The following is a 13,375-nucleotide window of genomic DNA, read 5'->3' on the forward strand; positions in this document are numbered from 1 at the left end:
GAGAAGAACCCCATCATGGCCAAGCGCATCGACGTCAGCGGGCTCAACGCCTTCTACGGAAAGTTCCGGGCCGTCGAGGACATCTCGATGACCGTCGAACCCCGCTCCGTGACCGCCTTCATCGGCCCCTCCGGCTGCGGCAAGTCCACCTTCCTGCGCACGCTCAACCGCATGCACGAGGTCATCCCCGGCGCCCGCGTCGAGGGCAAGGTCCTCCTGGACGACGAGAACCTCTACGGGGACAACGTCGACGCCGTGGCCGTGCGCCGCACCGTCGGCATGGTCTTCCAGCGCCCCAACCCGTTCCCCACCATGTCCATCAAGGAGAACGTGGCGGCCGGGCTCAAGCTCAACGGCGTCCGCAACAAGAAGGCAATAGACGAGGCCGTCGAGCGGTCGCTGATCGGCGCCAACCTGTGGAACGAGGTCAAGGACCGGCTCGACCGGCCCGGCGCCGGCCTCTCCGGCGGCCAGCAGCAGCGGCTGTGCATCGCCCGCGCCATCGCGGTCGAGCCCCAGGTGCTGCTCATGGACGAGCCCTGCTCCGCCCTGGACCCGATCTCGACCCTCGCCATCGAGGACCTGATCGGCACCCTGAAGGAGCAGTTCACCATCGTCATCGTCACCCACAACATGCAGCAGGCGGCCCGCGTCAGCGACCGCACCGCCTTCTTCAACCTGTCGGGCGTCGGCCAGCCCGGGCGGCTGATCGAGATCGACGCCACCGAGAAGATCTTCTCCAACCCGTCCGTGCAGGCCACCGAGGACTACATCTCCGGCCGCTTCGGGTGACCCACCGGACCACCCCGTGGCGCTGCTAGGCGGTGCCGCCACGGGGTAGCAGAAGGCCCCGCCCCCCGTAGACCGGGGGCGGGGCCTTCTTTCCGTTCCGTCCTCGTGTGCCGTACGGCCCGGCGTCAGCGGACGACCGCCCAGGAGATCCAGTAGACCAGCGCGGCGACCAGCCCGGCGGCGGGCATGGTCAGGAACCAGCCGATGACGATGTTCTTGGCCACCCCCCAGCGCACCGCCCGCACCCGCTTGGTCGCGCCCACGCCCATGATCGCCGAGGTGATGATGTGGGTGGTGGAGACCGGCACCCGGTAGGCGTACGCCGTGATGTAGAGGATGGACGCGGCCACCGACTCGGCGGCGAAGCCCTGCGGCGGGTCCAGCTCGATGATCTTCCGGCCCAGGGTGCGCATGATCCGCCAGCCGCCGGCCCAGGTGCCCAGCGACAGCACCACGGCCGTGCTGGTCTTCACCCAGAACGGGATGGCCGAACCGGTCAGGTGGTGCGAGATGGTCAGCGCCAGCACCACCACACCCATGGTCTTCTGCGAGTCCTGCAGGCCGTGGCCGAGCGCCATGGCCGCCGCGGACACCGTCTGCGCCATCCGGAAGTCGCGCTTGGCCCGGTGCGGGTTGGCCCGGCGGAAGATCCACATGATGGCCACCATCATGGCGAAGCCCAGCACCAGGCCGACGATCGGAGACGTGATCATCGGAATGACCACCTTCTCCCACACGCCGGTCCAGAAGACCTTGGTGCCGCCCGCCAGCGCCGCCCCGACCATCCCGCCGAACAGCGAGTGGGTGGACGAGGAGGGGAGGCCGAAGTACCAGGTGACCAGGTTCCAGGTGATCGCGCCGATCAGCGCCGCCCACAGGACCACCATCCCCTGCCGACCGGACGGCGCCTCGATGATGCCCTTGCTGACGGTCTGGGCGACTCCCGTCCCGAGGAACGCGCCGGCCAGGTTCATCACCGCCGCCATCATCAGCGCCGCCCGGGGCGTCAGCGCCCGGGTGGACACCGAGGTGGCGATGGCGTTGGCCGAGTCGTGGAAGCCGTTGGTGTAGGCGAAGCCGAAGGCAACACCCACCACAAGGACCAGTCCGAGGATGTCCACGTAGCTCAGGACTCCTTGACGGCGATGGTCTCCACCGTGTTCGCCACATGTTCGAACGCGTCGGCTGCTTCCTCCAGCACGTCGACGACCTGCTTGAGCTTCAGCACCTCGATCGCCTCGTAGGCACCGCTGAACAGGTGCGCCAGGAGCTTCCGGTGGATCTGGTCCGCCTGGTTCTCCAGCCGGTTGACCTCGATCCAGTACTCGGTGAGGTTGTCCATGGTGCGCAGGTTCGGCATGGCCGCGGCGGTCAGCTCCGCCGCCCGCGCCAGCACCTCGATCTGCTGTTCGATGCCCTGCGGCAGGGTCTCGATCTCATAGAGGACGACCAGGTCGACGGCCTCCTCCATGAAGTCCATGACGTCGTCCAGGGACGACGCCAGGCTGTAGATGTCCTCCCGGTCGAAGGGCGTGATGAAGGACGAGTTCAGCTGGTGGAAGATGGCATGGGTGATGTCGTCGCCCGCATGCTCGGCGGCACGCATGCGCTCGGCCAGGTCGGGGCGTGCGGCGACATCTGCACCGAGCAGCTCCAGCAGGAGGTTCGAGCCCGTGACAAGGTTCGCCGCCGAGGAAGCGAACATGTCATAGAAGCTCGTCTCCCGGGGGGTCAGACGAATTCGCACAAAGATCTCCGAAGTACAGGGTGCGGACGAGTCGATGCTAGGCGCTGCGTGCAGTGACTCCGCGTGCCGGGGGGCAGCGTATCCACCCTTGCCTGCGCTTATCCTTGCGCACGCCCGATCGACGTGCGGCTCGGAGACTGTGCCCCATCAGTGTGACGGAAGGACGCCCGGAAGGCTGCCCCCGGCCCTGAGTAGTATTCACGACTCCGCCACGGACCCCGCGGGCCGTCCCGGAGCGCCATACGATGGACAGGGTGGAGGCAATGGAGGCAGTGGAGAAACCGCAACCGGAGGCGCCGGCACCGGCCTCGCCGCCCGGGCCGCACGGCTACAGCCCGCAGCGCGAGGCGCACGTGAAGCGGCTGCGCCGGATCGAGGGCCAGGTCCGGGGGCTCCAGCGGATGGTGGAGGAGGACGTCTACTGCATCGACATCCTCACCCAGGTGTCCGCCAGCACCAAGGCGCTGCAGGCGTTCGCGCTCAGCCTGCTGGAGGAGCACCTGCGGCACTGCGTCGCGGACGCGGTCACCGAGGGCGGCCCCGAGGCGGACGACAAGATCGCGGAGGCGACGGCGGCCATCGCCCGGCTGCTGCGGACCTGAACCCGACCTGAGCCCCGCGGCCGACCGGCCCGGCCGCGCGGACCCGGCCGGTACATGACATGCGCGGCCCGGCCGGTACGGCTGTCCGGGCCCGGCTCAGGCGTCCGGGCCGGTGCCCTGCGGCGGGACCTTGGCCTCGGCGAGGCCGTGCCGCCGATCGGGGCCGTGCTCGGAGCAGCGGTCCGCGCGCCGCTCCGCGCGGCGGTCGGGGCCGTGGACCACGCGCAGCACCTTGTCGATCAGGTCCGCCGGAAGCCGTTCGAACGGGGTAGCCGCGGCGGCGATCATCAGCTCGCCGTAGAGGTCGATCTCCGCGAGGGCCACCGGGTCGTGCGCGGCCACACGCACCACCTCCTCGTCAACGTCGGGCAGTCGACTTCGACTGCCTCCAGAGTAGGCAGCGCGCAAGGGGCTGGCATGGCACGTCTGGGCCATTTCCCAGCCCCCCGATCGGGTACTACTTGGCCGTCGACTGACCCCCGTAGATGTCCGCCGACGGCGGCAGACTGATCGTCACCGGAGTCCCGTAGTCGGAGAACTCGCTGGTGGAGACCACCACCTCCTGATCCTTCGCGGCGGTGGAGCCCGGGACCTTGCTGAAGGTGAAGGTCTCGACGATCTTGCGGATCTGCCCGCGCTGGTCCAGCCACAGCTGGTACGGCACCTTCTTCACGGTGAAGGTCCGGGCGGCCAGGGTCAGCCCGGTCCCGGCGCCGCCGCCGGTCTCGGCCGCCGCCTGGGCCAGGTCGAGCGTCCCGGTGTAGTGCTTCAGGACCACCCCGTCGACCGTCTGCGTGCCCGCCGCCACCGCCGTCTGCGCGCCGCGCAGCGCGTTGGCGGCCGAGGCCGGGTCGGTGGCGCCGCTGCTCACCAGGTTGCCGTCGGCCAGCTCCTGCAGGTTGACCTCGATCCACTTCCCGGCCGGGACCTTGGCCCCGCTGTTCTGCATGTACACCACGCCCGGGGCGAAGACCTCGGTGAGCTTGCCGGTGGTGCCCTCACCGGGCGGGATGGTGATGGCCATCCGGCCCAGCCGGGTGGTGTAGTCGTACTGTGCCGTGCCGTGCAGCGTCATCCGCTTCGCCCCGGAGACCGTCGTCAGCGCGGTGGCGTCCTGCACGTAGCCCGAGCGGCCGGTGATGTCGGCGGCGGAGCGGACGGCGGTCAGCGGGTCGGAGGAGAGCGCGTCGGAGGAGTTCACGGCCTGATCGGCCGAGGAGACGGCGGAGCCGGACGATCCGCTGCCCGAGCCGGAGCAGCCCGTCAGCGCACCGGTCAGGGCCGCCGCGGCGGCGGCGGCCAGCAGCACCGAACGCACCCCTGTGCGAGAGCCGGACTCACGATTCAGCACGGACACACATCTCCCTCAAGGCCCTCGGACACACGCCCACTGGCGGGCTCCCCCTGGACAACGACCGCCGGTAGCGGCGGTTACGGCGTTGGGGGGCGCGCGCTCCCTGGGCCATCCGGGTTACCGTGAACGACGTGGACAGCTACCAGGCGCCCCGGTGCGGAACCATGGATTCCTCCCCGTACCCGTGCGCCGCCGCGACCCTGCCCTACCCGCCGACCACCCCCTCCGCGCCGACCACCCCCTCCGCGCCGACCGCCCAACCCTCGCCGAGCGGCGCCGACCTCTCGGCCGCGGCCGAGCCGAGCGGCCCACAGCATGAGACCTTCATCACCGAGGCCGGATCGTTCAGCACCGCGCGCTGCGCCTGCGGCTGGTCCGCGCCCGCCCGCCGCTCCCGGGACAAGTCCCGCCGGGACGCCTCCGCCCACCCGGCCGACCACACCTCGGACCACGCCCCCGACCATGCCCCCGGCCCCGGCCACGCCCCGAGCATCGGGCGGGCTGAGCCCGGACTGTGACCTGACTCAGCGCGCAGCATGAAACCGGAGGGGCGTCCGCCGCCGTCTCCTCCCGTACACGACGACACCGCTCCGGTCGAGGATGGAACACATGGGCGAAAAGATCACGTCTCGACGGACGGTCCTGCGCGGCGCAGGCGTCCTGACTGCGGCCGCCGCCGGGCTCACCGCCTGCACCGGCGCCAAGCAGGCCGGCGCCTCGGCCTCCGGCGCGGGCGCCGGCACGGTCTCCTCGCCCGCAGCGGCCTCGGTGAGCCGCAGCACCTCCATGACCGCCACCCCCGGCCCGCCCAAGGCCGCCGACTGGGCCGCGCTCAACAAGGACCTGGACGGCCTGCTGCTGCGCCCCGGCGACAGCCGCTACAACAACGCCCGCAAGCTGTTCCAGCCGCAGTACGACGCGCTGGCGCCCAGCGGCGTGGTCTACGTGGACAACGCGCACGACGTGGCCACCGCCCTGGCCTTCGCCCGCACCTACCGGCTGCCGGTGGCTGCCCGCTGCGGCGGCCACAGCTACGCGGGCTGGTCCTCCGGCAGCGGCCTGGTGCTGGACGTCAGCCGGCTCTCCGGGGTCAGCGCCTCCTCCGGCCACGCCACCATAGGCGCCGGCGCCCGGCTCATCGACGTGTACACCGGCCTCGCCGGGCACGGCGTGACCATCCCGGCGGGCTCCTGCCCGACCGTGGGCGTGACCGGCCTCACCCTCGGCGGCGGCATCGGCGTCACCGGCCGCGCGTACGGGCTGACCTGCGACAGCCTCACCGGCGCCGAGGTGGTCACCGCGGACGGCAGCATCCGCCAGGTCAGCGCGGGCAGGGACGCCGACCTGCTGTGGGCGCTGCGCGGCGGTGGCGGCGGCAACTTCGGCGTCGTCACCTCGCTCGACTTCACCACGCACGCCGCGCCCCAGTGCTCCTACGCCTTCCTGTCCTGGCCGTGGTCCAAGGCCGCGCAGGTGATCCGCTCCTGGCAGGCGTGGGCCCCGAGCGCGCCGGACGCCATGTGGGCCGATCTGCACCTGCTGGTCTGGGCCAACGGGCAGTACCAGCTGGGCACCACGGTCAACTACCTCGGCCCCGAGTCCGAGCTGCGCAACCTGATCGACCGGCTCGGCACCGCCCCCTCCTCGGTCTCCGTGCACACCGCCCCGTACCTGCAGACCATGCAGGTCATGGCCGGGGTCTCGGGCTGGTCGCAGGCGGCGGCGCACCTGCCGGGCTCGCTGCCCGGGCAGAACCCGGCCGGGCGGGTCACCCGCGAGTCGTACGGCGCGCGCTCCGACATCTTCAACCAGCCGATCAGCAGCGCCGGGGCGGCCGCCCTGGTCGCGGCGATCGAGCGCTACCCGCGCACCGGCCCGGTCGGCGGCAGCGCGGGCGTCGCCTTCGACGCCCTCGGCGGGGCGATCAACCGGGTCGGCCGGAACGCCACCGCCTTCGTGCACCGCAGCGGGCTGTTCACCGCCCAGTACACCGCCAACTACCCCGCCGGCGTCACCGGCGGCACCGCCGCCGACCGCTCCTGGTCCTGGCTGGACGGGGTCTGGTCGGCGATGCGCCCGTACGCGAGCGGCGAGGCGTACCAGAACTACGTCGACCCCCGGCTGACCGGCTGGGAGCAGGCGTACTACGGCAGCAACGCGGCCCGGCTGCAGTCGGTCAAGCGGACCTACGACCCGGGGAACCTGTTCCACTTCCCGCAGAGCATCCCGGTCGGCTGACCGGGGCGGTTGACCGGAGCGGCTGGGGCCGGGGCGGTTGACCGGGGACGGCCCGGGCCGTGGCCGACCGGGCCCGGCCTGCGGCTCAGGCGGCCAGGTCCCGGTCGCCGTCGTGGTCGGCGCCGTCCCGCTGCCCGTACAGCGGCGGGAGGGCGTCCCCCCGGCGGTCGGTGCGCCGGGAGCCGCGCCGGGGGGACGCCGCGATCAGCGGCCCGGCGCCGGTGCGAGCCGCCGAGCGGACCAGCGGGACGAGCACGGCCATGGCCAGCGGCGCGAGCAGCAGCACGGTGGCGGTGCCCAGGGCGTAGCCGCCGACGACGTCGGTCGGGTAGTGCACGCCCATGAAGACCCGCAGGAAGCCCTCGACGGCGGCCAGGCCGCCCGCGATCAGCCCGAACCGGCGGTTGACCAGCAGCAGGCCGACGGCGACCGCCATGGTGAAGGTCGCGTGGTCGCTGGCGAAGGAGCCGTTGGCCTGATGGTTGGTCAGCAGGTCCAGCTGGCCGGGGTGGGCGACGAACGGCCGCTGCCGCTGGACCAGGCCCCGGACCGGGATGTTCAGCACCAGGGCGAGCCCGGAGGCCAGCCCGGCCCAGAGCACTCCGGCGACGGCGGCGGGGGCGTCGGGTCTGCGGCGGGCCCAGCCCCAGGCGACGGCGATCATCAGCACGGACGCCAGCGGCACCCCGTACTCGCCGAGGAAGCTCAGCGCGGAGTCCAGCCAGGAGGGGAGGTCGCGGGCCAGCCCGTTGATGCCGGAGACCAGCGTCCAGTCGATCGAGCCGCTGCTGATCGCACCGCTACCATCCGCCAGCAGCGTTGCCACGCCACACCTCCCACTGTCGCCAACCAGGCCCCCGGCCGCCGGGATTCCGGTACGGCACGATCAAGTGTCCTCCCCTGACAAGGTGCACAACGGAACGAATCACCCAAACTGTTCCGCCCGCGGAGGAAGTTATGGGAACGTGACGCTTCGATCACCGCTCCGCCACAAGCCCGCGCCCCTTCCGGCACCGATCCGTCACCTTCAGGACAGGGAGCCCCCGTTGGCGATTCCGCCGCCCGGCTGCAGGGTCGGCAGGGCGGCCGCGCCACCGGCCGTCACCCGGGTGGCGCCGAAGTAGTCGCCCTCGGCGTCGATGGAGTCGTAGCGGATGACCGAGCCGGTGTGCGGGGCGTCGATCATCATGCCGCCGCCGACGTAGATGCCGACGTGGTGGATCTTGCTGGGGTCGTTCGGATCGGTCGAGAAGAACACCAGGTCGCCGGGTTGCAGCTGGCTGCGCGAGGGGTGCGGGCCGGCGTACCACTGGTCGGCGGCCACGCGCGGGATGGCGATCCCCACGCTGGCGTACGCCGCCTGGGTCAGCCCGGAGCAGTCGAACTCGTAGTTCTGCGAGGCCAGGCCCTCGCCGCCCCACAGATAAGGAGTCCCGAGCCGCGCCTGGGCGTAGTAGATGGCCCCGGCGGCCTGCTCGGAGAAGGCGATGGGGGTGGCCGCGGCGAAGGACTGGGCCAGCTTGTTGATGGAGGTGACGTAGTCCTCGGTCTGGGCGTAGGCCGGGATGCCGTCGGCGCTTATCACCGCGTAGGGCCCGGCGTTGTAGGCGGCCAGCATGTTGGCGGTGGCGTTGCCGGGGACGTTCTTGGTGTCCTTGGCCAGCTGGCAGTCGTAGGTGGCGGCGGAGGGGATGGCGTCCGCCGGATCCCAGACGTCCGGCGAGGCGTGCGCATGGGTGGGGTCCATGCCGTAGACCGCCCAGGTCGCGGGCATGAACTGGGCGATGCCCTGGGCGCCCACGGGGCTGACGGCCTGCGGGTTGAAGCCGCTCTCCTGGTACATCTGCGCGGCGAGCAGCGGCGGCGTCAGCTGCGGGCACAGGGTGCCCCACTGCTGGATGATCGAGGCGTAGGCGGCCGGGACGGTGCCCGGGGCGAGCTGCAGGGCGGCGGCGCTCTGCTGCTGGCCCTGGAGGATGGAGCCGGCGGCGGCGTACGTCCCCACCACCACCAGCGCCAGGAACCCGGCGACCGCGGCGCCGCCCGAGCCCAGCGCGATCCAGGTCCGCCGCCCCGCCATCAGCGGCCGGCCGAACGGGCGTCAGCGGCGGCGCGCACCATGGCAGTACAGGTCGAACGCATGTGCCACCTGCCTCGTCCGAAGGGATTTGCGATTGCCCTCATAGAGTCTGGACCCAGGCGTTGCCCAGTGCAATCAGCTGCGATACACAGAGTAAGCGGTAGTCTCATCCGAGCGGCTCCAGGCTCCATGAGGTCCCATGGTGGCACCTGTGGCCTATCACTCAGTGGCGATCCTTGGGAAAGTGGCCAAGTCGACTTCGGTTCTGGCCAAGAATAGGACTGGGCCCTACACCACGGCCGGGTGCTGGGCTTTGATAGATGATCAGGTGGGTGGTTCCTATGTATCTCAGCGCGAACAAGAACGACATCAGCACCATCATCGGAGGCATCGCCCCCAACTGGGGCCCCTTCGCCAGCCTGGGCACGGAGGCCAGGACGATGGTGGAGGTCGTCATGGCCGTCGCCATCCTCGGCTGCCTCGCCATCGCCATCTGGGGCGCGGCCAAGCAGCGGATCGGCGCGACGGCGCTGCGGGACACCTTCAGCGCCGAGCAGGGCAAGGGTCTGATCATCGCCGGTCTCACCGGCGTGTTCATCATCGGATCGCTCGGTACGTTGTTCACCATTGTGTATGGGATGGCGATCTGATTATTCGTCTGGATGGTTCGGGCACCCGGCCCGCCGCCGTCCCGCCCAGCAGGTCCGTACCGCCCGGCAGGTCCCACCCGCGGAGCGTCCGGACCGGCACCCCGCCCTGTCCGTCGTGTCCGTCGTGCGTACCGGATCGGTCACGCTCTCCCCACGAGCCGCCGCTTCGGTGACACCCTTTCACCCTGTGCTGCCCGCAGCGCCGTCCGAGTCCCGTCCGTCCTGCTCACCCTCGTCCCAAGGGGGCTGTCGTGTCCGTGCCTGACGACCAGCCGCACACGCGTACCCGCTACCCGGCGGGCGAAGCGCCGCCCGAGGCGGCACCGGGACGGCACCCCCTGCGCACGCTCGGGGCGGTCCTGGGGGCGGTGGTGCTGCTGCTGGTGGTGATCGCGGTGGTCAACCGCACCAGCGGGAGCAGCACCCAGGCGGGCGGGACCACCGGCGGAGCCGGCTCCGCCGCGGGCCCGGGCTCCGGCAGCGCCGCGAAGGCGTCCGCGACCGCCCCGACCGGGGCCCAGCCGGTGACCACCTCCCAGGACGGCATCGCCACCGGCTACCCCCACACCTCCGAGGGGGCACAGTCCGCCGCGGTCAACTACAGCGTCGCCCTCGGCTCCAGCCAGATGTACGCGACAGCGAGCCGCCACAGCATCCTGCAGACCGTCATCGACCCGTCGGCAGTGGCACAGCTCGAAGCGACCACGGACACGCAGTACGGCAATCTGAACAAGACCCTCGGGCTGACCGACGGCGTCGCCCGTCCCGGTCTCACCCTCGTCAGCCGACCGCTGCCGGCCGGGGTCAAGGCGGACAGCTACAACGGCGACACCGCAACCGTCGAGGTATGGAGCGACCAGCTCGGCGGCCTTGCCGGGACCGGCTCCACGCAGCCTGTCGCCGAGTACTGGTACACCCTGACGATGCACCTGGCCTGGATCGGCGGCGATTGGAAGATCGCCAGCTACTCCTCCTTCGACGGACCGGCGCCGATCGGCGCCAGCCAGCAGGTGTCATCTGCCAACGCAATCGCCGGTGCGGTCAACCAGTTCGGAGGGTTCCGCTATGCCCGCTAGGTTCCCCACCCGGGTCGGGCTACTCGCGGGAGCCCTCTCCTGCGTGCAGTTCACCGCGCTGCTGATGGCCGGCACGGCCTTCGGCGCTCCGTCCCCCAGCCCCAGCGCGAACAACTGCACCGGCCTGGTCGGCCCCGGCAAGGTCATCTGCGAGCACGGAACCTCCGGCTCCCCCCCGGGACCGGGGGGATTCTGCCGTCGTCGGTGGATCCTCTCCAGTCCCTGGCGAGCGCCTGCGCCACCGCCGCCGCCTGGGTGATCCGCAAGCTCTCCGCGGGGATCAACGCGACCACGAACGTGAACTTCACCGACCCGAGCTTCCTGCGCACCTACGCGGTGGTCTTCGGCGCCTCCACCTTCCTCACCCTGATCCTCTGGCTCCTCGCGGTGGCGAAACGCGCCGCCCGCGGCGTCCCCTTCCACCAGGCCATCGGCGAGGCCATCGGCTTCCTGTGGCTGACCGTGATCGCCTCCGCCTTCACCCCGCTGATCCTCTACACCGTCGTCAGCGCCACCGACGGCATCACCGCCGCCATCGCCTCCGGCACGAAGACCGACACCACCAGCTATCTGGGCTCCTTCGCCTCCGCCCTGACCGGCGGCAACCTCGGCGGCGGCCCGATCATCCTGGTCCTGGTGTCGCTGGTGGCGATCCTCGCCGCCGCCGTCCTGTGGATCGAGATGCTGATCCGCGCCGCCATGCTCTACGTCGGCGCGCTCCTCGGCACCGCCGTCTACGCCGGCCTGGTCGACAAGCAGCTGTGGAAGCACGTCCGCCGCTGGGCGGGCGTCATGGTGGCGGTGGACCTGATCAAGCCGGTGATCGTGATCGTCCTGGGCCTGGCCGGCGCCATCGCCTCCAACGCCGGGGCGAACGACGCCTTCTCGACGGTCATGTCGGGCGTGGCCATCCTGATCCTGTCGATCTTCGCCAGCAGCGCCATCTACCGCTTCGTCCCGGGCTTCGGCGACGAGATGGCGGCGATGCGCCGCCAGCGCTCCAGCGCGGTGAGCGCCGGCGCCGCGGTGCTGAACGGCCCGGCGAACTTCATGAAGCAGGGCATCAGCACCCACGCCGGGCGCGGCGGGGACTCGCCCGGCGGCGGCTCGGGCGGCTCCGGCGGCGGCAACAGCGGCGCGGCCAGCGCCGGTGCCGGGATCGCCGCGCACGCGGCCCGCACCGCGCCCGCGCCCCCCGCACCGCCCGTGCAGTCCTCCGGCGGCAGCAAGGCTCCAGCCCCGGCCGGCAGCGGTAACAGCAGCTCCACCAGTGCCCAGGGAGGCCGCTCTTGACCACCCAACCCGTCGGGGGCTACCGGCGTACCTACCTGATCGGCAAGGCCAAGCCCAACGCCGTCATCGGGAAGAACCGGGAGAGCGGGGAGGTCTTCCTGCTCATCTTCGGCGCCTTCCTGGGGATGCTGTGGGGCATCGCCATCCAGCAGGTGCTGGTGCTGCGGCTGGCCGGCCTGCTGGCGTTCCCGCTGCTGGCCTTCGCCATCGTCTACCTGCCGTACCGCAAGCGGACCTTCTACAAGTGGGCGGAGATCAACCGCACCTACCGCCGCACCGTCCGCAGCGGCAACGGCGTCTGGCGGTCGGACGTGCACGAGGCCGGCACCCGGCTGGACGGGCGCGAGGTCGAGATCGGCCCCCCGCCGGGGATCGGCCGGATCCGCTGGCTGGCCGCGCCCTTCGGCCCGGACGAGGTCGCCGTCCTGATGCACCTGAACCGGCGCACGGTGACCGCCGCCATCGAGATCGAGGGCCCCGGCGTCGGGCTGCGCGACTCGGAGGACCAGGAGTCGCTGGTGGAACGCTTCGGGACGCTGCTGAAGCACGTCGCCAACGGCGACGGCTTCGTCACCCGGCTGCAGATCCTGGCCCGCACCCTGCCGGCCGACCCGGACGCGCACGCCAAGGACGTCGCCCGGCGCGGCGACCCGGACGCCCCGGTGTGGCTGAAGGACTCGTACGACCAGCTGCAGGCGATGGTCTCGACCTCGTCCGAGCAGCACCGCGCCTACCTGGTCGCCTGCATGCCCTACACCCGCGACCTCGCCGCCGAGGCGCACGTCATGGGCCGCAACAGCGGGCGCGGGGCGCGCGGCGACGAGGGCCTGGCGGCGGTCATGTCGCGCGAACTGAACGACATCTGCGCCCGACTGGCCGAGGCCGACATCCGGGTGCGGCAGCCGCTGGGGCAGGCCCGGCTGAGTTCGCTGCTGCACTCCATGTACGACCCGGACCACCAGATCGACCACCTGCAGGCCATGTCCAAGCGGAACGCCTGGCCCGCCGAGCTGGACGCGACCCACCCCAACTACCTGCAGGCGAAGACCCGCGAGTCGGCCACCCGGGAGCCCTGGTGCCACGCCACCGCCTGGATCAAGGAGTGGCCGCTGACACCGGTCGGGGTCAACTTCCTGGCCCCGCTGCTGGTCCACACCCCGGACGTGATCCGGACCGTGGGCGTCACCATGGACCTGGAGCCGACCGACGTCGCCATCGAGCGGATGCTGACCGAGAAGACCAACGACGACGCCGAGGCCAGCCGGCAGGCGAAGCTGAACCGCACGGTGGACCCGCGCGACGCGGCGCACAGCGGGCGCGTGGACCAGCGCGGGGAGGATCTCGCCTCGGGCGCGGCGGGCGTGAACATCGTCGGCTACATCACCGTCAGCTCCCGTACGCCGGAGGCACTTGCCCGGGACAAGCGGACAATCCGCGCCTCAGCGGGTAAGAGTTATCTGAAGCTCGAATGGTGCGACCGCGAGCACCACCGGGCCTTCGTCAACACGCTCCCCTTCGCCACCGGCATCCGCCGCTAACCCCC

The 13,375-nt window shown here is 71.4% G+C and carries 14 protein-coding genes; 8 read left to right on the plus strand and 6 right to left on the minus strand.

The genetic code is table 11. The annotated features are described in order from the left end of the window. Positions 1-15: 15 nt before the first annotated feature. Positions 16-792 carry a phosphate ABC transporter ATP-binding protein PstB gene (gene pstB, locus GXW83_RS32035; protein WP_182446500.1) on the plus strand — a complete coding sequence of 259 codons (777 nt, stop codon included), beginning with the start codon at positions 16-18 and terminating at the stop codon, positions 790-792. Between the two features lie 125 nt (positions 793-917). Here the strand turns inward: pstB and GXW83_RS32040 are convergent, their stop codons facing one another. Then, the gene (locus GXW83_RS32040) at positions 918-1,913 is read right to left on the minus strand and encodes an inorganic phosphate transporter (RefSeq protein ID WP_182446501.1); all 996 of its coding nucleotides are present in this window, start codon (positions 1,911-1,913) and stop codon (positions 918-920) included. Between the two features lie 5 nt (positions 1,914-1,918). Then, positions 1,919-2,539 (minus strand): DUF47 domain-containing protein, encoded by a 621-nt coding sequence (locus GXW83_RS32045; RefSeq protein WP_182446502.1) that lies wholly within the window; start codon positions 2,537-2,539, stop codon positions 1,919-1,921. A gap of 263 nt (positions 2,540-2,802) precedes the next feature. On the opposite strand from GXW83_RS32045, the gene GXW83_RS32050 reads away from it, so the two are divergent. Continuing rightward, positions 2,803-3,141, plus strand: a complete 339-nt coding sequence (locus tag GXW83_RS32050) for a metal-sensitive transcriptional regulator (protein ID WP_182446503.1) — start codon at positions 2,803-2,805, stop codon at positions 3,139-3,141. 96 nt (positions 3,142-3,237) lie between these two features. On the opposite strand, the gene GXW83_RS32055 is transcribed toward GXW83_RS32050, so the two are convergent. Continuing rightward, a complete protein-coding gene (locus GXW83_RS32055) occupies positions 3,238-3,483 on the minus strand; it encodes a hypothetical protein (RefSeq protein WP_182447757.1) in 246 nt (81 codons plus the stop codon). A gap of 115 nt (positions 3,484-3,598) precedes the next feature. Continuing rightward, positions 3,599-4,492, minus strand: a complete 894-nt coding sequence (locus tag GXW83_RS32060; protein WP_182446504.1) for a hypothetical protein — start codon at positions 4,490-4,492, stop codon at positions 3,599-3,601. Between the two features lie 134 nt (positions 4,493-4,626). On the opposite strand from GXW83_RS32060, the gene GXW83_RS32065 reads away from it, so the two are divergent. Continuing rightward, positions 4,627-5,013 (plus strand): hypothetical protein, encoded by a 387-nt coding sequence (locus tag GXW83_RS32065; RefSeq protein ID WP_182447758.1) that lies wholly within the window; start codon positions 4,627-4,629, stop codon positions 5,011-5,013. A 91-nt stretch (positions 5,014-5,104) separates the two neighbouring features. Beyond that, positions 5,105-6,733, plus strand: a complete 1,629-nt coding sequence (locus GXW83_RS32070; protein ID WP_182446505.1) for an FAD-binding oxidoreductase — start codon at positions 5,105-5,107, stop codon at positions 6,731-6,733. A gap of 85 nt (positions 6,734-6,818) precedes the next feature. On the opposite strand, the gene GXW83_RS32075 is transcribed toward GXW83_RS32070, so the two are convergent. Continuing rightward, positions 6,819-7,559 (minus strand): phosphatase PAP2 family protein, encoded by a 741-nt coding sequence (locus GXW83_RS32075; RefSeq protein ID WP_225447369.1) that lies wholly within the window; start codon positions 7,557-7,559, stop codon positions 6,819-6,821. A 201-nt stretch (positions 7,560-7,760) separates the two neighbouring features. Beyond that, positions 7,761-8,813 (minus strand): bifunctional lytic transglycosylase/C40 family peptidase, encoded by a 1,053-nt coding sequence (locus tag GXW83_RS32080; RefSeq protein WP_182446506.1) that lies wholly within the window; start codon positions 8,811-8,813, stop codon positions 7,761-7,763. Positions 8,814-9,154: 341 nt separating this feature from the next. Here GXW83_RS32080 and GXW83_RS32085 point away from each other — a divergent pair, with 341 nt between their 5' ends. The 4 genes from GXW83_RS32085 to GXW83_RS32100 all read left to right on the plus strand — a co-directional run bounded on the left by GXW83_RS32085 (position 9,155) and on the right by GXW83_RS32100 (position 13,370). Then, positions 9,155-9,463 (plus strand): hypothetical protein, encoded by a 309-nt coding sequence (locus GXW83_RS32085; RefSeq protein WP_182446507.1) that lies wholly within the window; start codon positions 9,155-9,157, stop codon positions 9,461-9,463. A gap of 251 nt (positions 9,464-9,714) precedes the next feature. Next, positions 9,715-10,539, plus strand: a complete 825-nt coding sequence (locus GXW83_RS32090) for a hypothetical protein (protein WP_225447370.1) — start codon at positions 9,715-9,717, stop codon at positions 10,537-10,539. Positions 10,540-10,743: 204 nt separating this feature from the next. Further along, positions 10,744-11,832, plus strand: a complete 1,089-nt coding sequence (locus GXW83_RS32095) for a hypothetical protein (RefSeq protein ID WP_370466829.1) — start codon at positions 10,744-10,746, stop codon at positions 11,830-11,832. Beyond that, positions 11,829-13,370 carry an SCO6880 family protein gene (locus tag GXW83_RS32100; RefSeq protein ID WP_182446508.1) on the plus strand — a complete coding sequence of 514 codons (1,542 nt, stop codon included), beginning with the start codon at positions 11,829-11,831 and terminating at the stop codon, positions 13,368-13,370. The genes GXW83_RS32095 and GXW83_RS32100 overlap by 4 nt, the downstream gene beginning before the upstream one ends. Positions 13,371-13,375: the final 5 nt, after the last annotated feature.

This window comes from Streptacidiphilus sp. PB12-B1b, from assembly GCF_014084125.1.
Classification (GTDB): Bacteria; Actinomycetota; Actinomycetes; order Streptomycetales; family Streptomycetaceae; genus Streptacidiphilus.